This window comes from Paraburkholderia sp. (genome assembly GCF_028283785.1).
Classification (GTDB): domain Bacteria; phylum Pseudomonadota; class Gammaproteobacteria; order Burkholderiales; family Burkholderiaceae; genus Paraburkholderia.
In genome coordinates this window covers 604,567-624,804 of record NZ_JAPWKB010000005.1, presented here as the reverse complement: position 1 = coordinate 624,804, position 20,238 = coordinate 604,567, and the positions used below count along the sequence as shown (strand labels likewise).

General features: G+C 62.6%; 17 protein-coding genes and 2 pseudogenes. 9 read left to right on the top strand and 10 right to left on the bottom strand.

Annotated elements, in window-relative coordinates:
* Window position 1: 1 nt before the first annotated feature.
* A complete protein-coding gene (locus tag PW947_RS06785) occupies window positions 2–1,291 on the top strand; it encodes an RNA polymerase sigma factor (protein ID WP_299630617.1) in 1,290 nt (429 codons plus the stop codon).
* Window positions 1,292–1,363: 72 nt separating this feature from the next.
* Here the strand turns inward: PW947_RS06785 and PW947_RS06780 are convergent, their stop codons facing one another.
* From PW947_RS06780 to PW947_RS06770, 3 genes are all read right to left on the bottom strand, one after another.
* Window positions 1,364–1,960, bottom strand: a complete 597-nt coding sequence (locus PW947_RS06780; protein WP_299630313.1) for a DUF4337 domain-containing protein — start codon at window positions 1,958–1,960, stop codon at window positions 1,364–1,366.
* A gap of 130 nt (window positions 1,961–2,090) precedes the next feature.
* Complete coding sequence (locus PW947_RS06775; protein WP_299630311.1) at window positions 2,091–2,819, bottom strand: ABATE domain-containing protein; 729 nt, start codon at window positions 2,817–2,819, stop codon at window positions 2,091–2,093.
* Between the two features lie 126 nt (window positions 2,820–2,945).
* Window positions 2,946–3,944: an AEC family transporter gene (locus PW947_RS06770; RefSeq protein ID WP_299630309.1), complete on the bottom strand. Its 999-nt coding sequence runs from the start codon at window positions 3,942–3,944 to the stop codon at window positions 2,946–2,948.
* A 139-nt stretch (window positions 3,945–4,083) separates the two neighbouring features.
* Between PW947_RS06770 and PW947_RS06765 the strand changes: the two are divergent.
* Window positions 4,084–4,999 (top strand): annotated as a pseudogene (locus PW947_RS06765) (LysR substrate-binding domain-containing protein).
* A gap of 38 nt (window positions 5,000–5,037) precedes the next feature.
* On the opposite strand, the gene PW947_RS06760 reads toward PW947_RS06765, so the two are convergent.
* Window positions 5,038–5,685 (bottom strand): VC0807 family protein, encoded by a 648-nt coding sequence (locus PW947_RS06760; RefSeq protein WP_299630308.1) that lies wholly within the window; start codon window positions 5,683–5,685, stop codon window positions 5,038–5,040.
* Window positions 5,686–5,722: 37 nt separating this feature from the next.
* The gene (locus PW947_RS06755; RefSeq protein WP_299630307.1) at window positions 5,723–6,454 is read right to left on the bottom strand and encodes a GNAT family protein; all 732 of its coding nucleotides are present in this window, start codon (window positions 6,452–6,454) and stop codon (window positions 5,723–5,725) included.
* A gap of 378 nt (window positions 6,455–6,832) precedes the next feature.
* On the opposite strand from PW947_RS06755, the gene PW947_RS06750 reads away from it, so the two are divergent.
* Together PW947_RS06750 and PW947_RS06745 are read left to right on the top strand one after the other, a co-directional pair.
* Window positions 6,833–7,129 carry a hypothetical protein gene (locus PW947_RS06750; protein ID WP_299630306.1) on the top strand — a complete coding sequence of 99 codons (297 nt, stop codon included), beginning with the start codon at window positions 6,833–6,835 and terminating at the stop codon, window positions 7,127–7,129.
* Between the two features lie 863 nt (window positions 7,130–7,992).
* Window positions 7,993–9,150, top strand: coding sequence for an IS30 family transposase (locus tag PW947_RS06745; protein ID WP_299630305.1), 1,158 nt, complete (start codon window positions 7,993–7,995; stop codon window positions 9,148–9,150).
* 260 nt (window positions 9,151–9,410) lie between these two features.
* On the opposite strand, the gene PW947_RS06740 is transcribed toward PW947_RS06745, so the two are convergent.
* Both PW947_RS06740 and PW947_RS06735 read right to left on the bottom strand, forming a co-directional pair.
* Window positions 9,411–10,082 carry a glutathione S-transferase gene (locus PW947_RS06740; RefSeq protein ID WP_299630304.1) on the bottom strand — a complete coding sequence of 224 codons (672 nt, stop codon included), beginning with the start codon at window positions 10,080–10,082 and terminating at the stop codon, window positions 9,411–9,413.
* Window positions 10,083–10,177: 95 nt separating this feature from the next.
* The gene (locus PW947_RS06735) at window positions 10,178–11,860 is read right to left on the bottom strand and encodes a long-chain-fatty-acid--CoA ligase (protein ID WP_299630302.1); all 1,683 of its coding nucleotides are present in this window, start codon (window positions 11,858–11,860) and stop codon (window positions 10,178–10,180) included.
* A gap of 351 nt (window positions 11,861–12,211) precedes the next feature.
* Here PW947_RS06735 and PW947_RS06730 point away from each other — a divergent pair, with 351 nt between their 5' ends.
* Window positions 12,212–13,201, top strand: a complete 990-nt coding sequence (locus PW947_RS06730) for a zinc-binding dehydrogenase (RefSeq protein WP_299630301.1) — start codon at window positions 12,212–12,214, stop codon at window positions 13,199–13,201.
* Between the two features lie 33 nt (window positions 13,202–13,234).
* On the opposite strand, the gene PW947_RS06725 is transcribed toward PW947_RS06730, so the two are convergent.
* The 3 genes from PW947_RS06725 to PW947_RS06715 form a co-directional block, all read right to left on the bottom strand.
* Window positions 13,235–14,233, bottom strand: a complete 999-nt coding sequence (locus PW947_RS06725) for a hypothetical protein (RefSeq protein WP_299630300.1) — start codon at window positions 14,231–14,233, stop codon at window positions 13,235–13,237.
* 142 nt (window positions 14,234–14,375) lie between these two features.
* Complete coding sequence (gene cyoE, locus PW947_RS06720; protein ID WP_299630299.1) at window positions 14,376–15,290, bottom strand: heme o synthase; 915 nt, start codon at window positions 15,288–15,290, stop codon at window positions 14,376–14,378.
* A gap of 28 nt (window positions 15,291–15,318) precedes the next feature.
* Window positions 15,319–15,966: a TetR/AcrR family transcriptional regulator gene (locus PW947_RS06715; RefSeq protein WP_299630297.1), complete on the bottom strand. Its 648-nt coding sequence runs from the start codon at window positions 15,964–15,966 to the stop codon at window positions 15,319–15,321.
* 393 nt (window positions 15,967–16,359) lie between these two features.
* Between PW947_RS06715 and cyoA the strand changes: the two are divergent.
* From cyoA to cyoD, 4 genes and pseudogenes are all read left to right on the top strand, one after another.
* A pseudogene (gene cyoA / locus PW947_RS06710) lies at window positions 16,360–17,249 on the top strand (ubiquinol oxidase subunit II).
* A 3-nt stretch (window positions 17,250–17,252) separates the two neighbouring features.
* Window positions 17,253–19,241 carry a cytochrome o ubiquinol oxidase subunit I gene (gene cyoB / locus PW947_RS06705; protein ID WP_299630295.1) on the top strand — a complete coding sequence of 663 codons (1,989 nt, stop codon included), beginning with the start codon at window positions 17,253–17,255 and terminating at the stop codon, window positions 19,239–19,241.
* A complete protein-coding gene (gene cyoC / locus PW947_RS06700) occupies window positions 19,241–19,849 on the top strand; it encodes a cytochrome o ubiquinol oxidase subunit III (RefSeq protein WP_299630293.1) in 609 nt (202 codons plus the stop codon). Before cyoB ends, cyoC begins: the two co-directional genes overlap by 1 nt.
* Entirely contained in the window at window positions 19,850–20,182 is a 333-nt protein-coding gene (gene cyoD, locus PW947_RS06695) for a cytochrome o ubiquinol oxidase subunit IV (protein ID WP_299630291.1), read from the top strand.
* Window positions 20,183–20,238: the final 56 nt, after the last annotated feature.

Below are 20,238 nucleotides of genomic sequence, written 5' to 3'. Positions count from 1 at the left end.
CGTGGACGCCGCCGCTACCCATCGTGCGATCGAAGCCGTCTGGCGGATCGAATCCGCGAAAGTCATCGCGCATGCGGCGCGTATCGTGCGCGACGTGGGTGTTGCGGAAGAACTCGCGCAGGACGCGCTGGTGTCCGCGCTCGAACACTGGCCGCGCGACGGCGTGCCGGACAATCCCGGTGCGTGGTTGATGGCCGCCGTCAGAAACCGCGCGCTTGATCGCTTTCGCCAGGACGCGCTGCACGCGCGCAAACGCGAGGCGCTCGGTCTCGATATGGATGCGCTCGAAGCGCATCTGGTGCCCGATTTCGTCGATGCACTCGACGCCGCGCGCACCGACGACATCGGCGACGATCTGCTGCGGTTGATGTTCACGGCCTGTCATCCGGTGCTATCGGCGGATGCACGCGTCGCGCTCACGTTGCGTCTGCTCGGCGGCCTCACGACCGTCGAGATCGCGCGCGCGTTTCTGGTGCCGGAGGCGACCATCGCGCAACGCATCGTCCGCGCAAAACGGGCGTTGACGGCCGCCAAAGTCCCGTTCGACGTGCCGCGCGCGGAAGAGCGTGCGCCGCGTCTTGCATCGGTGCTCGAAGCGATCTATCTGATCTTCAACGAAGGCTATACCGCCACCGCCGGCGACGACTGGATGCGTCCCGCGCTATGCGACGAAGCATTGCGACTCGGTCGCGTGCTGGCCGGCTTGATGGCTGACGAAAGCGAAGTGCTCGGACTGGTCGCGTTGATGGAAATTCAGGCGTCGCGCACGCATGCCCGCACCGACGCGCAAGGTCGGCCGGTGCTGTTGCCCGATCAGGATCGTAGCCGCTGGGATCCGTTGCTGATACGGCGCGGTCTGGTCGCGCTGGAACGGGCGCAGAGCCTGCGTGACGGCGCGGGCGCGAGCGGCCCGTATGCGTTGCAGGCGGCGCTCGCGGCGTGTCACGCGCGCGCCCGTACCGCAGAGCAAACCGACTGGGCGCAGATCGTCGCGCTGTACGACGTGCTCGCGCACGTGTCGCCGTCGCCGGTCGTCGAACTGAATCGCGCGGTGGCCGTGGGGATGGCGTTCGGACCGGCCGCGGGACTCGACATTGTCGATGCGCTGGCCGACGATCCATCGCTGGCTGCGTATCACTGGTTGCCGTGCGTGCGCGCCGATCTGCTCGCCAGACTCGATCGCATCGATGAAGCGCGCGCGGAACTCGAACGCGCCGCACAGATGACACGCAATGCGCGCGAACAGGCGTTGTTGCTCGAACGGGCGCGCGCGCTGTCGAACGGTCACTGACGTGGCTGATGCGGCGCACGCACCGTATCGGCTCAACCGCTCAACCGCTCAACCGCTCAACCGCTCAACCGCTCAACCCGAGAAGAACGCGAAGACCCCAAGCGCGACACCACCGGCCGCCACGGCCATCGACAGATTCCGCAGCCAGTTCTTGCGCGTCAGCAACGTAATCGCCGTCAGCGAGATCGCGACCTGAATCAGCGTCGTCGCTTGCGCCCAGCGATGGTGGCCATGCAGCAGCGCTTCGCTTTGCGCGTCGGCTTGCGTCACGTCCTTTTCGATCGCTTCGGCTTTCGCGCGGATCGGCTCTTTCTGCTGCTTGTACTTATCGACGTCGGCGGCGAACTTGTCGTGCGACTCCGAATTCGCCGGTGACAACGCAAGCCCGATCTCCGCGAGGTTCTGTTTCTCGCCCTTTGCCTGGTAGTAATTCCATTGATTCGACGCTTCGGTTTTCTTGATCGCCGCTTCGTTCTTGTAGTACAGCGCGAGGTTTTCGCTGTTGCCGCTCTGATACGCGCAGACCGCACCGACGGTCGCGAGCACGGCGGTCATTACCGCCATCCGGCTCGCGAACGGATCGGCGTCGCGGTGATGCGCTGCATGCCCCGATGCCGCGTGCTCGACAGCATGGTCGTGCGGACCATGCACCTCATATTCTTCAGACATGCCACTCTCCAGACAACGCTTTTAATTTTTGCAGGCGATCTTCAGCACGGGTCGAATGCCGGTGAAACCGCCGCTCCCAACGAGGGGGTCAATCTTAGCGTGGATAAATGGCGCGTCATTGAATGAAAGCTTACGTTTTTCGTTCAGTTTCCTGACGGTCGTCGGGCGATGTGGGGTGATCTGCGCGACGTTCACTCTGACGCCGCCGGAAGTTCGCAACCTTGTTGCGATTCCCGCACGTCGCCATGCTGCACCAGCGCCGCCGATGCGATTTGGTGCGGTCGTAAAAGCACAGCGTGCACTCGCGATCCTCGCACTTGCGCACCAGATCGAAGTTGCCGTTGACGATCAGATCCGCAGCGGCGGCCGCGATCGGCATCAGCACTTGCTCCGCGCTACGGCGCTCGTAGCGATGCGCAATCTGCAAACCGTCGGGCTTCGGCGTCAACTGGATCTGATAGTGCCCGCGCGACAGAAACGCGTTGAGCGCGCGGACGTCGAGAGACGGCGACGGCGCGGCGGCGGCCTTGCGTGCATCGATCAGCGTGCGCAACGTGTCGCGCAGACTGTGCGCGGCATCGCGCAACGCGTCGGGTTTGAACGGGAAGGATTCGTCGGGCGCGGCGTAGCCGGTCTGGATCAGCCAGCGCAGCACGTCGTCGTCGGATTGGAGAAAGTCCACCATCTGGCCGTCGATCGGCGCGATGGTGTTGATGAGATCGAGCGCCGGATGATCGCCGACCAGAACCGGCGACGCGCCGGGCGCATCGTGGGGCTCGGTGATTCCGGACGCATGAGATCCGATCGGGTCGGTCGAAGACGGCGTGGCAGAACTGGTGGACGCAACGGACGGTGTCATGGCGCTCTCCCCGGCAATGACGTCGATGGACCTGGCAGGATCGTCTTTCTAAGGTAACCCTTGAAATTACGGCTGACAAGTTACATCGACGCGTGTGGGGGCATTGTGTCCGTACGGCGCCGCGACTTAGCCGCCGTGCCGTACGTACAGCAGGAAAAGCGACAGCGTGACGAGCGATCCGAGCGTCGAAAGCAGGATGGTGCGCGACGTGATGTGCGCCTCGCGTCGATAAAACTCCGCGAGCATGAACGGGCCGGTGCCGGTCGGCAATGCGGCGAGCACGACCGCCATATCCACCAGCGCCGTCGACAAACCGAACACGCGCGCGGCCAGCCACCACGTCAACGCGGGCTGCGCGATCAGCTTCAGGCCGGTCAACACCAGCGCGCTGCGCGCACTGTGGGCGCTTTGCGGCGTGTCGTCGGTGTCCGGCGAACCGGCGTCGGCGGCTTTCGACGCGGCGCTGCCGCGCTTTTCCGCGAGAAACAGACCGAGGCTGACCAGCGCGCATGGACTCGCCGCGCCGCCCAGCAGTTTCAGAAAGGTCTCCGCGCTTTGCGGCATCGTCACGTGGATGGACGCGAACAGCGCACCCGCGATCGGCGACACGATCAGCGGATTGCGCGCCAGCGACTTCAACACTTTCAAGCCGAGTTTGTGCGGCGCGCGCTCTGTTTGCAGACCAATTTCGATCAACACGATGGCGAACGCGAACAGCACGCAGGCCACGAGGATCGTCGCGATCGTGGTCGGTGTCTGACTGGCCGGGCCGAATGCGATCAGGCACAACGGAAAGCCGATATAGCCGGTGTTCGGATACCCGGCCGCAATCGCGTCGATGCTGGCGTCGGCGAGATGGCGGCCGCTCATCAGGCGCGCGATCAGCGTGAGTCCGAATACGAAAACACAGCCGAGCGAAAACGCGGCGGCGAATCCCGGTTGATACAACTGATGCCAGGTCGCGTGCGCCATGATGTCGAACAGCAGCGCGGGCAATGCCAGCCACACCACGAACCGGTTCAGTTCCGATGCGGAATTCGGGCCGAGCACATTGCGCCGTCGGCAGAAAAAGCCCGCGAAGATCAGGCCAAAAACGGGAAGCAGGATTTCAAGGGTAGACAGCATCGGACCGAACGGAAGGCGAGAAAGGACGCATTGGAGGTTGACAGAACGGCATTCTGAAAACGAAGACTGGCCGCCAGCGTAGTTGTTTCCGTTGATACAATCCAATACTGTTTTCTGGCGTCGACAATACTTTTTTTGCATCGTCGGTGAGCGAGCGTGCACCGCCGAATCCGGCAGACGGAATCCTCATGATCGACATCAAGCCGTTGCGTTACTTCGTGACGCTCGCCGAAACGCGGCATTTCGGCCGCGCGGCGGCGCGTCTGAACCTGTCGCAACCGCCGTTGAGCCGTCAGCTTGCGGCGCTCGAAGCGAATCTCGGCGTCAAGCTGATCGAACGCAGTCCGCGTAGCGTGACCTTGACGGCGGCGGGCGAGCGCTTCCACGCCGACGCCGTGGCCATTCTCGCGTCCGTCGATCAGGCCGTCCACAACGCGCAGGCCGCCGCGCGCGGCGATGCCGGGCGACTGTCGATCGGTTTTACGATGTGCGCCGCGTACAGCGTGATGCCGAGCTACGCGCGCAGTTTCGGCGCGGCTTTTCCGGATGTCGCGCTGAATCTGCGCGAGGTCGTGTCGAACGATCTGGCCGCGCAAGTGCTGGCCGGTCAGATCGACGCCGCGATCATGTTCCCCGGCACGCCGAACCCGGCGCTGAGTTCGCGCATCATCGTCAGCGAGCCGTTGTGCGTGGCGCTGTCGCGCCGGCATCCGCGCGCGCGGGCGCGGCAACTGAAGATCGGGCAACTGAAAGGCGAGTCGTTCGTGCTCGCATCGGAAGACGTCGCGCCCACGTTGCGCGCCGCCATTCTGGACTGTTGCCGCCAGGGCGGTTTCGCGCCGGACATCCGCTTCGAAGTGCAGTTGCAGCAGACGGTGTTGAGTCTCGTCGACGAAGGCGTGGGGATTGCGCTGGTGCCCGCGTCGATGCGCCGGGCGCAGCTGGCGGGCGTGGTGTTCCGGCCGCTCGCCGACGCACCGACCATCGAACAGGTGCTGGTGTGGTCGACGGCGAATCGCAATCCGTGTCTGACGCGGTTTCTCGAACTGGCCTGATGCGGGCCTGATACGGGCCCGATGCCGGACCAACGCGGTTACGGCCCGTTTTCGCGGCGCATGCGTTCGTGTTGTTCGCCTTCCTGCTTGATGCGTCGGCGGTAGCAGAAGGTCCAGAGCGTCAGCGCGCCGTAGACCGAGTATTGAACCGCGGACGACGCGATTCGGGCGGTTTCGGTGTCGTCGAGCGACCAGACGAGCGCGATTCGCACGAGGTTTTCGCCGACCGATCCCACGCCCCACACCAGTGTCAGCGCACGGATCGATGCCGCGAGCGCCGGACGTTCGCGCCATTGCTGTTCGAACTCGGCGCCGCGCACGGGATTTTCACGGGTGATCGTCGAGCGGGCCAGGTAGAACACCAGCGGGCGCGACGTCGCCAGCGACACCAGGAACGTCGCGCCGATCATCCCCGACACGAGTGGCGCTTCGAAGATCAGCAGATGCGGACCGCCGAACGCGAGCACGGTGACGAGCGACATGATCACGCCCACCAGCACGACCGCGCTCAATGCATCGAAATGCCGATGCCGCGCAAGATCCCAGCTCATCCACGCAATCAACGGCAGCGCCGACGCCGCCAGCGCGCCCGCGACGCCGCCGTGCGGCAGCACGAGCCGGTACGCCAGCCACGGCAGCAGCAGGTTCACGACCATCGCGGACAGCCATCTGAACCGGTGGATCATGCTCGCTGGGGCGCGCGCGGCGCCGCGGGAGTTGGGCTTACGCCGGATGCGTGTCGCGTTGCGCGGCGATCAGGTCGCCGAGTTTCGCGATCTGCGTGCCGTTTGCGTCGAAGTTTCCGTCGGCCAGCCAGTTCGCGTAGGCGGCGCGCAGCGCGGGCCATTCGGCGTCGATCACGGAATACCAGGCAGTGTCGCGATTGCGGCCGCGCGTGACGATGGCTTGCCGGAAGATGCCTTCGAACGTGAAACCGTAGCGCAGCGCGGCCTCGCGCGACGGCGCGTTCAGCGAATCGCATTTCCATTCGAAGCGGCGATAGCCGAGCGTCTCGAACACATAGTGCATCAGCACGCACATCGCGTCGGTTGCGATGCGGGTGCGTTGCAGGCGCGGGGAATACGTGACGTGGCCGACTTCGATGACGCCGTTCGGCGGGTCGATCCGCATCAGTGCAAGCGTGCCGACGGCCTTGCCGGTCGCGAGATCGATCACCGTGTGATGGAACGGATCGGCGGAAGCCGCCATCTTCGTCAGGTGGTCACGAAATACTTCGAGACTGTCGAACGGCCCGACCGCCAGATAGGTCCACGCGCGGTTGTCGGGCGCTGACCGGTACGCGTCGAACAGGTCGTTCGCATCGCGTTCGACGTCGACCCGTTCGATCCGGCAATAGCGGCCCGTGAGCGGCGCGCGGCCGGGCGTGTGCGCCGGCTTCCAGTCGGGCAATGCTGCGCCGATGGGTTGCTGATACTCGTTGAGGCGTGGTTCCACCGGATCTCCTGTGCGTGTAAGGCGTCTGTAGCGTGCTGTTGGTACGGGCCGATGTTGCGTTGCGAAATGCGAAACCCGATGACACACGATACGTCAAACGAAGGGGCGGAAAAAGATCCACTGGAGGGCGGATTCGATGGGACCACGAAGCGTGCCGGGCGGCCTTGTGGGGCGGGCGTCCACGGAAAGCCGACGCCGTGGCGCGGTGGTATTGCGCGACAAAACTTACGTTTGGCGGCTTGCGTCACGGCGACGGATCGCGCACGCTGGAGGGGTTCGGAAGTGCGACGGCGGAGCTTCGGGGAAGTTGCGTGAGTGCCGTTGCGGTGACGATCGAACTTAACCGCATGACATCACGATCTGACGATCATCGAGGACATGATGGATATACAACCGACTGACTGGTATGAGCTGGCGCTTTACGCACCGGTTCGCGACGGCTGGTACGAGGTGAAGCTGGTAAGCGACGACACGGCGTTTTCGAAGTATGGCGATGGCGAGTGGACGGAGAAGCCGTTGCTGGTGTTCACGCATTGGCGTGGTTTGTCCGCCGATCCGGCGGAGGTCGCGGATGCCCCGACGGCAACTGCCGAAGCCGCTGCCGCGGAAGGAGTCCGGGCAGCGTGGAATGCTTTTTTTCCTGGGCTTGGGGGGGAGCAGCATAAAGGGAAGTGAGTTGTCCAACGGTTGGGTTTTGGGTTGGTGTTGGTTTGGTTGTCCCGGTTTCGCGGTGGGTCGCCTGGTTTTTGTTTCGGTTGTCCCGTTTTCGCGTCGGTTTGCCTGGATCGTCCCTGTGCGGGACCGCACCTACTTTTCTTTGCTCGCGCAAAGAAAAGTAGGCAAAAGAAAGCGCGTTTACCTCGCACTTCGTAGCGAGTGGCGTCTATCAATTTTCGGGTAGTGGACCGCGCACGTTTTGAGTTGCCGGTCCGTTTTTCCCGGTGGTCCGCGCCCGCACATCCCGCCCGCTGCGCGGCGGTCGCCCACTTCAAAAACCCGTTTGCGTCACGCTATTTTTCGGCGTTCTCGACGGTTCGGGCGTCCGGCCCAAAGCGCGGTTTGCGCTATTGCATCCGGCCTCTTTAGGACGCTTCCGGCGTCGGCTCAAAGCCCAGTTCGCGCCGCACGATTTGCCAGCCTTCACGACCGTTCCAGCGTCCAGTCCAAAGCCCGGTTTGCGCCACGGCGTTCACCCGTCTTCACGATGGTTTCGACGCTCTGCGTAGCCAGGATTTTTGCGCGCGCGAACCGGCCGGCGCATGCCAGGAAAATGGGTGTTGTGACGGACGAAGTGCTGCGCGCGAATGGCGCCGAGAGAAAAAGACGGGGCTGTGCCCAACGGCTGTCGCGGAGCGAACAGCCGGAACTAATGACTGCCTTGTCACCAAGACATGCGGTGCGGCAACTCAAATCGTGCGCGGTCCACTACCGGTAAATGAACCGACGCCACTCGCTACGAAGCGTTGGTGTAAACGCGGCGGATTCAACCGGTCGTTGCAACATATCTGTTCCAATGCGGAATTGGAGAGTGGAACACTATGGAACGGCAGAGGAAACACTGGCTAAGCGCACAGCAGAAGACCGACATCTGGAAGATGTGGCGCCAGGGCGAGTCGCTGAGCGAGATCGGGCGCGCACTTGGACGTCATCCAAGTGGGCCTTTCCGGGTGATCTCTAAAGGGGGTGGAATATCCCCGGTCACTCGCACCCGTTCTGGGCGGGCGCTGACACTGGCCGAACGCGAGGATATCTCACGCTCGCTGGCGGCGGGCATATCGATGCGTCAGATTGCCGTGCAACTGGGGCGCCCGACCTCGACCGTTACACGGGAAGTCGCGCGCAATGGCGGCAGCCAAAGGTATCGGGCCCATGAGGCCGACGCCAGCACCTGGGAGCGGGCACTGCGACCCAAGGCGTGTGCACTGTCGAACAATGCCCGGCTGCGTCGCCTGGTGGCCGCCCGGCTCAAACTACAATGGGCGCCTGTACAGATAGCCGGGTGGCTGCGGCGCGAGTTCCCGGGCAACAAGGACATGCAGATATCTCACGAAACCATTTATCGCAGCCTGTTCATCCAGACACGTGGCGTGCTTAAAAAGGAACTGGTCGCCCATCTGCGAACAAACCGGACGATGCGTCAGGCGAAGAGCGCTTCGGAGCGCGGCCAGGGCAGAGGCCGGATATGCGGGGCGGTGTCGATCAGCGAGCGGCCCGCCGAGGCGGACGACCGGGCGGTACCGGGGCACTGGGAAGGGGACCTGCTGGCAGGCGCGGACAATACCTACATTGCCACACTGGTGGAGCGGCACTCGCGCTATGTCATGCTGGTCAAGGTGGCGGGCAAGGACGCGCAAAGCGTGGCGTCCGCACTGATCAGGCAGGTGAACAAACTGCCGGCGCAACTACGCCGGTCACTGACGTGGGACCGCGGCACGGAGATGGCGAGCCACAGGGCCTTCACGGTGGCCACGCAGGTGCAGGTGTATTTTTGCGACCCGCAGAGTCCGTGGCAGCGAGGCAGCAACGAGAACACGAATGGACTTCTGCGCCAGTACTTTCCGAAAGGAACGCGGCTCGATGGCTATACACAGGCTGAGCTGAACAAGGTTGCCGCGCGCCTGAACGGTCGCCCCCGCCTGACCCTTCAGTTTATGAATCCTGCTGAAAAACTGGCGGAAACGTTGGCGTTGCATTGACCGGTTGAATCCGCCGCGCTTTCTTTTGCCTACTTTTCTTTGCGCGAGCAAAGAAAAGTAGGTGCGGTCCCGCACAGGGACGATCCAGGCAGACCAGCGTGAATACAGGACGCGCACGCCAACGCAAAACCAACCAAACCAGCGTGAAAACAGGCCACGCACGGCAACGCAAAACCAACCAAACCAACGCGAAACCGGGCCGCGCCCGCCAACGCAAAACCAACAAAACCCCCGCGAAACCCCCGCAGGTCGACCCGATTTCAACTCGCGTAGTCGTACTTCCCGCCGCGCTCCAACGCGCGCTGATACGCTGGCCTCGCATGAATGCGCTGCAAAAACGCCATCACCGAAGGCAGTTTGTCGTTCTGTCCGCCGCGCGACGCCGCGGCTTCGAGCGGAAAACTCATCTGGATATCCGCTGCGCTGAACGTATCCCCGACGAACCAGCCTGTCTTCGATAACGTCGATTCGATATAGCCAAGATGCAACGCCAGCTGCGGATCGATAAACGACGATTGCAGCGTCGATGCAATCTTGCGCGCGATCGGCTTCGCGAAAAACGGCATCGGCGCGGTCGCGATCCGCGATGCAATCAGCTTCAGCAACAACGGCGGCATCGCCGAACCTTCCGCGTAATGCAGCCAGTACGTGTATTGCAAACGCGCGGGCGTGCCCGGCGCGGGCGCCAGCTGCCCGTGTCCGTAACGATCGATCAGATACTCGATGATCGCGCCGGATTCGGCGATCGTCAGGCCGTCGTCGGTGATGACGGGCGACTTGCCGAGCGGATGAACCGCGCGCAGTTCGGGCGGCGCGAGCATCGTCTTCGGATCGCGCTGGTAGCGTTTCAGCTCGTATGGCACGCCCAGTTCTTCAAGCAGCCACAGGACGCGCTGCGAGCGCGAGTTGTTCAAGTGATGGACTGTCAGCATAGGCAATAGCACTCGGAGAAAAATGTAAAAACGCGTCGGACGACGCGCGAATGACGAAAGTGAGATCGCGCTGCAATTGCCATGCCGCATCCCGGTCAGGCAGCTTGCTTTTCGTCCCGTAATGCCCGTCGCAAGATCTTGCCGACGTTGGTTTTCGGCAGCGAATCGCGGAACTCGATGAAGCGAGGTTTCTTGTACGCGGTCAGGTTGTCCTTGCAATACGCCAGCAACTGATCGGCGGTCAGCGCCGGGTCTTTCCTGACGACGAACAGTTTCACCGCTTCGCCCGAATTCTCGTCCGGCACACCGACGCACGCGCATTCGAGCACGCCCGGATGCGCGGCCACCACGCCTTCCACCTCGTTCGGATAGACGTTGAAACCGGACACCAGGATCATGTCCTTCTTGCGGTCGATGATCTTCACGTAGCCGCGCTCGTCCATCACGCCGATATCGCCGGATTTGAAGAAGCCGTCCGGCGTCATCACCTTCGCGGTTTCGTCGGGACGGTTCCAGTAGCCGGACATCACCTGCGGTCCGCGAATCGCGATCTCGCCCGCTTCGCCGAGCGGCACCGGCGCATTGCTTTCATCGAGAATCGCGATGTCGGTCGAGGGCACGGGCAGGCCGATCGTGCCGGTAAACGCGGTCAGCGTGGCGGGGTTCAGCGTCGCGTTCGGCGAGGTTTCCGACAAGCCGTAGCCTTCGAGAATCGGCGAACCCGTCAATTTCAGCCACTTCGCGCTGACGACTTCCTGTACGGCCATCCCGCCGCCAAGCGAGATCCGCAAGCCGGAAAAGTCGAGCTTCGCGAACTCGGGATTGTTCAGCAACGCATTGAACAGCGTATTCACGCCGGGGAAAAAGTTGATCCTGAATCCCGAAAGCGCTTTGACGAAGCCGGGAATATCGCGCGGATTCGGAATCAGGATATTCATCGCGCCCCAGCGTGCGCCCATCAACATGCACGCGCTCAACGCGAGGATGTGATACAGCGGCAACGCGCACACGGTGACGGGTGCGTCGAGCGCGGGCGGCTGCTTCAGACACGGTTGACTCCACGCGTCGCCTTGCAGGATGTTCGCGATGATGTTGCCGTGGCTCAGCACCGCGCCTTTCGATACACCGGTCGTGCCGCCGGTGTATTGCAGGAACGCGATGTCGTCGTGGGTCGCGGTGACGGGCGCGAGGCCCTGGCGCGCGCCGTCGCGCAGCGCGGTGTTGAAGCGGGTCGCGTCGGGCAGATGGAATGCCGGAACCATCTTCTTCACGTTGCGCACCACGAAGTTGACGATCTGGCCTTTGACCGCGCCGAGCATGTCGCCCATGCTCGCGACGATCACATGCCTGATCTTCGATGTGCCGATCACCTTTTCGAGGGTGGTCGCGAAGTTTTCGAGGATCACGATCGCTTCCGCGCCGGAGTCGTTCAACTGATGTTCGAGTTCGCGCGGCGTGTACAGCGGGTTCACGTTGACGACCGTCAGTCCGGCACGCAGGATCGCCGCGACAGCCACCGGATATTGCAGCACGTTGGGCATCATGACCGCGACCCGCGCGCCCGGCGCGAGGCCTCTGGATTGCAGCCAGGCGGCCAGATGATGCGAGTGGGTGTCGAGTTCGCCGTAGGTCAGGAAGCGGCCCATGCAGACGTACGCATTGCGCGCGGAGAACGCGCTGAACGACTCTTCGAGCAGATGCACGAGCGACCGGTATTGCGACGCGTCGATGGTTGCGGGCACGCCTTCCGGGTACGACTTCAGCCAGATCCTGTCCATCCTGTTCTCTCTGTTGTCTCCGCACCCGCTTGCTCGCTCAATCCGGCAGGGCTTGTTGGGTAACCGATCTTATTAGATCACTTTTTTAATACAAGCCCTTTATTAGAGGCGCGGGCCTGGCGGCCGTATCAGCCGGGCGATGGACGCGGATGCGCGCGTGTCGCAAAGCGGTCGGACAGATCGTTTCGGGCTGCGTCGGCAGGGCGCTGAAAGTTTGCTAGACGACTGGTCTAGTTTCGTTGAACATACCGGCCATGAGATCGACGCGACCGGCACCGCTCAATGCGTTATCCGATGCAGTCCGGTGCCGCGCTCGTGACGAAAAACGAAATACCGAGATCGAGGTGCAATGTGCGTAGCGCTGTGTTTTTGTCGTTCGGCAACCCGGCCGAAGTCCTGAGTTGCGGCGAGCGTCCCGTCCCCACGCCGGGCGCGGGACAGGTGCGGATCAAGGCCACGCTCGCGCCGATCCACAATCACGACCTGTGGACGATTCGCGGGCAATACGGTTATAAGCCGACGCTGCCTGCGGTCGGCGGTACGGAAGTCGCGGGTGTGATCGACGCGGTCGGCGACGGCGTGACCCACGTGATGCCCGGTCAGCGGGTCGTGGTGGCCGGCATTTACGAAGCATGGGCCGAGTTCGTGCTCGCGCCCGCTGTGGCTGTCGTGCCGCTGCCCGACGCGATCGACGATGAAACCGGCTGCCAACTGCTCGCGATGCCGCTGAGCGCGGTGATGTTGCTCGAATACCTGAAGCTCGAAGCGGGGCAGTGGTTTATCCAGAACACCGCGAACGGCGCGGTCGGCAAGACGCTGGCGATGCTGGCGGCGTCGCGCGGGATTCACGTCGTCAACGTCGTGCGACGCGATGCCGGGATTGCCGAACTCGCGGAAGTCGGTCTCGGCAACGCCGTATCGACGCAGACAGCGGACTGGAAAGATCAGGCGCGCGCGTTGACCGGTGGCGCACCGTTGCTGGCGGCCGTCGATTCGGTCGGCGGCGAGGCCAGCGGCGATCTGTTCGGACTGTTGGGCGAAGGCGGCACGCTGGTGTCGTTCGGCGCGATGTCCGGCGAGCCGATGCGCCTCAATTCCGGTGATGCGATCTTCAAGCAGGCCGTCGTCAAAGGCTTCTGGGCGACCAAAGTATCGGCTGCGACGTCGGGCGCGGACAAGGTGCGGATGATCGGCGAATTGATCCGGCTGGCCGCGAGCGGCGCGCTGAAGCTGCCGGTCGAAGCCGTGTTCGATCTCGCGGATGTCGCGAAAGCCGCAGCGGCCAGCGATGTTCCCGGACGCAAGGGCAAGGTGCTGTTGCGGATCGGCGGCGCGGCCTGAGTCGTGGCCTGAGTCTCGGCCTGAGACGCGCGCCTAGCGGCGCTGGCCGCCGCCGCTCATGCCGAATCCACCGGATTGCGCGCCGGATTGCGCACCGGATTGATACGCGGATTGATACGCGGATTGCGCGGAGCCGGACGTGCCGGTGTCGGTATCGTCGGACGTGGATGGCGTCAGTTCGCCGTTGCGCGTCCGCATGCCGCGCGATCGACTGATCGACACCATGCCGGGAATCGCAGCAGCTTTTGCCGGGACGGCCGCGCCATGCGCGACGGCGATCGCGCTTCGCCCGCCGCGACCGTACAGATAGCCGGTTTCGAGTCCGATCACCGCGCTGACGTTCGGGTTGCAGCCGGTGCCGATCACGACGCTTTCCTGCGAGAACGCGCCCATCGTGCCAACGCCCATCGATACCGCACCGCCGACCGTCACCGGCGCGCACTGAAGCGCGCTGAACACGATGCCGTCGGGCGGCGTGGCCACGTTCACCATCTCGGCACCGCCGATCGTCACGCTGACCAGTTTTCCCGCTGCGAGCACGCCGTCCTGCACGGGGCCGGTCTTGACGAATTCCGCATCGACGGCAACGCCCGTCAGACGATCCGCGTGCGCGGGCAGCGACACTTTGTACGGTGCGGCGCGCGGGCCGTCGTCGATGCCGGCGAAACTGCCGCCGCGCACGATCAGCCGAACGCCGATCCCGTGCACATTGGTCGCATAGACGTTGGCGAGACCCGCGACGCTGACCGGTTGCGCGAGGACGCGCACGTCGCGCGCATTGCCGGCACCGGTGCAGGTGAACGGCAGGTCGGACGGCACCATCGCGTGCACGGCGCCGACGGTCGTACCGACTTCGGCGTTGAATGGAATGGTGATGTGCGCGGCAGGCAGTGTCAGTTCCGACGCGCGATGGCCGTCGGCGGGAAGGCAGTCTGCATGCGCGAGCGTGATGCGGCACAAGCCGAGCGCCGCCAGTGCGAGTGCGAAACAGCTGGCAGGCCAGCGCGGGCGCGATCCGTCGAATGCGTTCATTGAATCAGGGCGGTAGTTGAAGGTCGCGCACCGATTCTACGATTGCCCGCACGGCGTCGTATCGCCTCGCGTCTTACTGCCGGTTACGCTGAAAGTCGCGGATTCGTAAGCTTCACCGCCGCGTGCCGTCGCACGCGACGTCTCACGCCAGCCACGCGGCAATCTTCACTTGCGCGTAGTGATCGACAAGTAAGGCGGCGAACAGCAGCGCGAGATAAATGATCGAATGCTGAAAGGCTTTGCGGGCGAAGGCGTCCGAGTATTCGCGATAAATCTTCCACGCATACGCGACGAAAACCGCACCCAGCGACACCGCCGACACCAGATACACGACGTCGCTCATGCCGGTGATAAACGGCATCATCGTCACGATAAACAGCACGATCGAATACAGCAGGATATGCAGGCGCGTGTATTTCTCGCCGTGCGTGTTGGGCAGCATCGGCAAACCCGATTTCGCGTATTCCTTGCGGCGATACAGCGCGAGCGCCCAGAAATGCGGCGGCGTCCACGCGAAGATGATCAGCACGAGAATCCACGCGTCGCCGGGCACGTGACCGGTGACGGCGGCCCAACCGAGCGCGGGCGGCATCGCGCCCGACGCGCCGCCGATCACGATGTTTTGCGGCGTCGCGGGCTTCAGGAAGATCGTGTAGATCACCGCATAACCGACGAAGGTCGCGAGCGTCAGCCACATCGTGAGCGCGTTGGTGAACGTGCACAGCGTCCACATGCCGAGCGCGCCCAGGCCGAGCGAAAACATCAGGATGCGCGGTCGCGAGATGTCGCCGCGCGCCGAGGGCCGCGATGCCGTGCGTTGCATTTTGGCGTCGATGTTCTGCTCGATCAGGCAATTCAGTGCGAACGCTGCGCCGGACAGCAGCCAGATACCGACCGTGCCGCCGATCAGCACCGGCCACGGCACCATGCCCGGCGTGGACAGGAACATGCCGATCACCGCGCAAAACACCGCGAGGTACGTCACGCGCGGTTTCGTCAGCGCGAGATATTGGGAGAACTGGGAGCCGGAAGGGGCGGGAAGAGCGGTGGTGTTCATGGGTGAAGGAACAACTGGATGCGCGGGATCAACGGGGTAATCCTGCAATGAAGCCGTGGATGAAGTTGTCGAGCGGGCCGACGCTTTTGATCAGTCGCGCGCGCAGAACCGCACCTTCCCAACCGATCCAGAAGAACGACGCGAGCGCGTCGCAGTCGGCCTGCGCGGACAGTTCGGCGTGATGTTGCGCGTCGCGCAGACAGACGGCGACGCGTACCTGCCAGCCTTCGAGAATCTCCGACAGCCGTTCGCGATAGCCGCTCGGCAACATGCCGATCTCGTGCCCGAGATTCCCGACCGGACAGCCACGCGCGAATGCCTGTTGCGTCATGTCCGCTTTCATGTCGTCGACGAAACGGTGCAGACGGTCGAGCGGGGTAGCGCGGTCGTCGAGTAGCCAGCGGTCGAGCTTGCCGCAGAAATACGCGTCGTACGCGCCGATCAACTCGCGGCCGAACGCTTCCTTGTTCTCGAAGTAGTGATAGAACGAGCCCTTCGGCACGTTCGCGCGGCGCAGCAGCGAGTCGAGCCCGGTGGCGGCGAAACCTTGTTCGCTCAACCATTCCACGCCGAACCGGATCAGCGTCCGGCGCGTTTCCGCATAAGCCGGCGATCGACCGGGTGGACGGCCGCGACGCGGTTTAACCGGGGACGTCTGCATGGGATAGCCAGTCATGCTCGATCGCGCTCAGATTAATTTAGAGATGCCCACGATAACGCCGCGAGACGGCGTCGTGAAAGAGCCGATCTGACGAGTCTTTGTCATAGAACAAAGAGACGTGCAACCGATGCTGCACCAGACAGCGTGAAATCGGGTCAACTGTTTCTCTCTCTTCAACCAGGCGCGTTCAACCGCGTTGATCGTTTCGCGGATTCGCCGGGTTTTTCGCCTGGGTAAGCGCCATCCTCGCAGTGTTCACCTATCTGTGACCGAATGCCGCATATGCGTTCGGTCTTCACGATTCATTGACGTTTCGCAAGGTTCCCCTATCTCCAAAACCCCTAACATTCGTCCGTTGTTGGGGCACGACCAACTGATTTGAAGGAGAGAGAAGTGGGGTCTAGGGACATGAAGAACCGAATCCTTCATAGGGCATCGAGCCTGATTCACTTTGCACCGTTGATGTTGCTGTCGGGGTGCAAGCTGGAGCTGCTCGATCCGAAGGGCAGTATCGGCATGGCGGAAAAGCAGCTGATCGCGACATCGACGTGGGCGATGCTGATCGTCGTGATTCCGGTGATTGCGCTCACGCTGCTGTTTGCGTGGCGTTATCGATCGGGCAATGCCGGGGCCGATTACCGGCCGAAGTGGGCCCACTCTACCGCGATCGAAGTGGTGATCTGGACGATTCCGAGCCTGATCATCCTGTTCCTCGCGGTGCTGACGTGGAAGACGACGCACGAGCTTGACCCGTACAAGCCGCTTGCATCGGAAGTCAAACCGATCAACGTCGAAGTCGTGGCGCTCGACTGGAAATGGCTGTTCATCTATCCGGATCTCGGTATCGCGACGGTCAACCAGATCGCGTTTCCGGTCGGCACGCCGGTCAACTTCACGTCATCACGTCCGACTCGGTGATGAACTCGTTTTTCGTTCCGCAACTGGGCAGTCAGGTCTATGCAATGGCCGGGATGCAAACGCGTCTGCACCTGATCGCGGACGAAGCGGGCGACTACGCCGGGATGTCGGCGAACTTCAGCGGCAAGGGCTTCTCGGACATGAAATTCCGCGCGCTGGCGAAGTCGCCGGAAGCATTCGACGCGTGGGTCGCCGAGGTTCGTGCATCGAAGGACAACCTCGACATGAATCGCTACAACGTCGTGTCGAAGCCGCAAGAAAAGGCGCCGGTCGGCTATTTCTCGTCGGTGGATCCGAAGCTGTTTCATAACATCATCGCCCGCTACAACAATGGTCACGTCCTGGATCCGAAGGACGCCAATTGTGGGGTGAAGGGGTAACGTATGTTTGGAAAACTCTCACTCGACTCGATCCCGTATCACGAGCCGATCATCATGATTACGGCCGCGGTGATTGCCATCGTCGGTGCGACGGTGTTCGGTCTGATCACGTATTTCGGAAAGTGGCGGTATTTGTGGACCGAATGGCTCACCTCGGTCGATCACAAGCGCATCGGCGTGATGTATATCGTCGTCGCGCTCATCATGCTGGTACGCGGTTTCGCCGATGCGGTGATGATGCGAACCCAGCTTGCGGTCGCGATGGATGCGCCCGGTTACCTGCCGCCGCATCACTACGACCAGATTTTCACAGCGCACGGCGTCATCATGATTTTCTTCATGGCGATGGCGTTCATGGTCGGCCTGTTCAACCTGATCGTGCCGTTGCAGATCGGCTCACGCGACCTCGCGTTTCCGTTTCTCAATTCGTTGAGTTTCTGGATGACGGCGATCAGCGCGATTCTGATCAACATCTCGCTGGTGATCGGTGAATTCGCGCAGGTGGGTTGGCTCGCGTATCCGCCGCTGTCGGAATTGCAGTTCAGTCCAGGCGTGGGCGTCGATTACTACCTGTGGAGCTTGCAGCTGTCCGGTGTCGGCACGCTGCTGACGGGTATCAACTTCTTCGTCACGATCGTCAAGATGCGCGCGCCCGGCATGACGTGGATGAAGCTGCCGGTGTTCACGTGGACCGCGCTGTGCTCGAACGTGCTGATCATGGCAACGTTCCCGATTCTCGCATTGACGCTCGCGTTGCTCGGACTCGACCGTTACCTCGGCATGCACTTCTTCACGAACGATGCCGGCGGCAACGCGATGCTGTACCTGAACCTGATCTGGGCGTGGGGCCATCCGGAGGTGTATATCCTGGTGCTGCCTGCATTCGGTATCTACTCGGAAGTGATTTCGACGTTCGCGAAGAAGCCGCTGTTCGGCTACAAGACGATGGTGTACGCATCGTGCGCGATCATGGTTCTGTCGCTGCTGGTGTGGCTGCACCACTTCTTCACGATGGGTTCGGGCGCCGACGTCAATGCGTTCTTCGGTATTGCGACGATGATCATCGCCATTCCGACCGGTGTGAAGGTGTTCAACTGGCTGTTCACGATCTACAAGGGCCGCCTGCAATTCACGCCGCCCGTGCTGTGGACGATCGGCTTCATGGTCACTTTCGTGATCGGCGGTATGACGGGCGTGATGATGGCGATTCCCGGCGCCGACTTCGTGCTGCACAACTCGCTGTTCCTGATTGCCCACTTCCACAACGTGATTATCGGCGGCGTGGTGTTCGGGTATCTGGCCGGTTTCGTGTTCTGGTTCCCGAAGGTGTTCGGTTTCAAGCTGAACGAAAAGCTCGGCAAGCGTGCATTCTGGTTCTGGTTCGTCGGCTTCTACTTCGCATTCATGCCGCTGTACGTGCTGGGCTTCATGGGCGCGACCCGTCGTCTGAATCACTACGACAATCCGAGCTGGCAGCCGTACATGATCGTGGCCGCTTGCGGTGCGGCACTGATCGCCGTCGGCGTGGTGTTCCAGGTGCTGCAACTGATCGTCAGTATCCGCGATCGCAACAAGCCCGAAAACCGCGATTTCACCGGCGATCCGTGGGACGGCCGGACGCTGGAGTGGGCGACCAGCTCGCCGCCGCCGCCGTATAACTTCGCCATCATTCCGCACGTGCACGCGCTGGATGCGTTCGCCGATATGAAAGAGCGTGCAGGTCTGGGCGAAAAGCCGCCGGTCTATCGCGACATCCATATGCCGTCGAATACCAGCGCGGGCTTCTGGATTGGCGTGTTCAGTCTGGTGCTGGGTTTCGCTGCGGTGTGGCACATCTGGTGGCTGGCGATCCTCGGCGTGATCGGTGTCTTTGCGACGGTCATCGGCTATGGCTTCCGCAAGAACGAGGGTTACTACATTCCGGCCGATACAGTTCAGATGATCGAAGAACGGCATGCGGCAGTGATCGCTGCTGCGCTGGAGAAGAACTGATGCTACAGAAGACTATCGTTGCTGATCCGCACCACCACGACTCGGACCACGTCCCGTCGCATTCGGTGTTCGGATTCTGGCTGTACCTGATGACCGACTGCGTGATTTTCGCGTCGTTGTTCGCCGTGTTCGCGGTGATGAGCCATCAGTTCGCGGGCGGTCCGTCGGGCAAGGACCTGTTCGAAATCCCGGGCGTCGCGCTCGAAACCGCCGTGCTGCTGCTGAGCAGTATCACGTACGGCTTCGCGATGATCGGCGCGCACAAGGGCAAGAAGGGCGTGCTGCTGGGCTGGCTGGCCCTGACGTTCCTGCTGGGCGTGTCGTTCCTGGTGATGGAAATGCGCGAGTTTGCGCACCTGATCGCCGAAGGCGCCGGCCCGGATCGCAGCGCGTTCCTGTCGTCGTTCTTCACGCTGGTCGGCACCCACGGCCTGCACGTGACGCTGGGTCTGATCTGGATGGTGGTGCTGGCCGTGCAAGCGATCCGCGCCCCGGAACTGGGCGAACGCGAACTGCGTCGCCTGACGTGCCTGAGCCTGTTCTGGCACTTTCTGGACATCGTCTGGATCGGCGTGTTTACCTTTGTCTACCTTGCGAGTGTGATTTAAATGGCACAACACCATTCTTCTCACGCAGGCGAGAGCCACGGCAGCGCCGGCAGCTACATGGTCGGTTTCATCCTGTCGGTGATCCTGACGGCAGGCGCATTCGGCCTCGTGATGGCCGGCGTGCTGACCGGTGAAAACGCGTTGCTCGCGATCTCCGGCCTCGCGCTGGTGCAGATCGTCGTGCATCTGGTGTTCTTCCTGCACATGAACACGTCGTCGGAACAGCGCTGGAACGTGCTGGCCTTTGCCTTCACGGTGATGACGGCGGTCATTCTGATCGGCGGCACGCTGTGGGTTCTGCACAACGTCGCGATGAACATGATGTCGCGTTAAAGCCGGTTCGCCGGTCGCACGGCGCAGTTCAGCGCGCCGCGCACTCTACGAAAAGC

Coding starts and splice junctions, on each gene's coding strand:
- cyoD (WP_299630291.1), top strand. CDS start 19,850: ATGGCACAACACCATTCTTCTCACGCAGGCGAGAGCCACGGCAGCGCC.
- cyoC (WP_299630293.1), top strand. CDS start 19,241: ATGCTACAGAAGACTATCGTTGCTGATCCGCACCACCACGACTCGGAC.
- PW947_RS06715 (WP_299630297.1), bottom strand. CDS start 15,966: ATGACTGGCTATCCCATGCAGACGTCCCCGGTTAAACCGCGTCGCGGC.
- PW947_RS06775 (WP_299630311.1), bottom strand. CDS start 2,819: ATGACACCGTCCGTTGCGTCCACCAGTTCTGCCACGCCGTCTTCGACC.
- PW947_RS06740 (WP_299630304.1), bottom strand. CDS start 10,082: ATGCTGACAGTCCATCACTTGAACAACTCGCGCTCGCAGCGCGTCCTG.
- cyoE (WP_299630299.1), bottom strand. CDS start 15,290: ATGAACACCACCGCTCTTCCCGCCCCTTCCGGCTCCCAGTTCTCCCAA.
- PW947_RS06725 (WP_299630300.1), bottom strand. CDS start 14,233: ATGAACGCATTCGACGGATCGCGCCCGCGCTGGCCTGCCAGCTGTTTC.
- PW947_RS06780 (WP_299630313.1), bottom strand. CDS start 1,960: ATGTCTGAAGAATATGAGGTGCATGGTCCGCACGACCATGCTGTCGAG.
- PW947_RS06770 (WP_299630309.1), bottom strand. CDS start 3,944: ATGCTGTCTACCCTTGAAATCCTGCTTCCCGTTTTTGGCCTGATCTTC.
- PW947_RS06745 (WP_299630305.1), top strand. CDS start 7,993: ATGGAACGGCAGAGGAAACACTGGCTAAGCGCACAGCAGAAGACCGAC.
- PW947_RS06735 (WP_299630302.1), bottom strand. CDS start 11,860: ATGGACAGGATCTGGCTGAAGTCGTACCCGGAAGGCGTGCCCGCAACC.
- PW947_RS06760 (WP_299630308.1), bottom strand. CDS start 5,685: ATGATCCACCGGTTCAGATGGCTGTCCGCGATGGTCGTGAACCTGCTG.
- cyoB (WP_299630295.1), top strand. CDS start 17,253: ATGTTTGGAAAACTCTCACTCGACTCGATCCCGTATCACGAGCCGATC.
- PW947_RS06750 (WP_299630306.1), top strand. CDS start 6,833: ATGATGGATATACAACCGACTGACTGGTATGAGCTGGCGCTTTACGCA.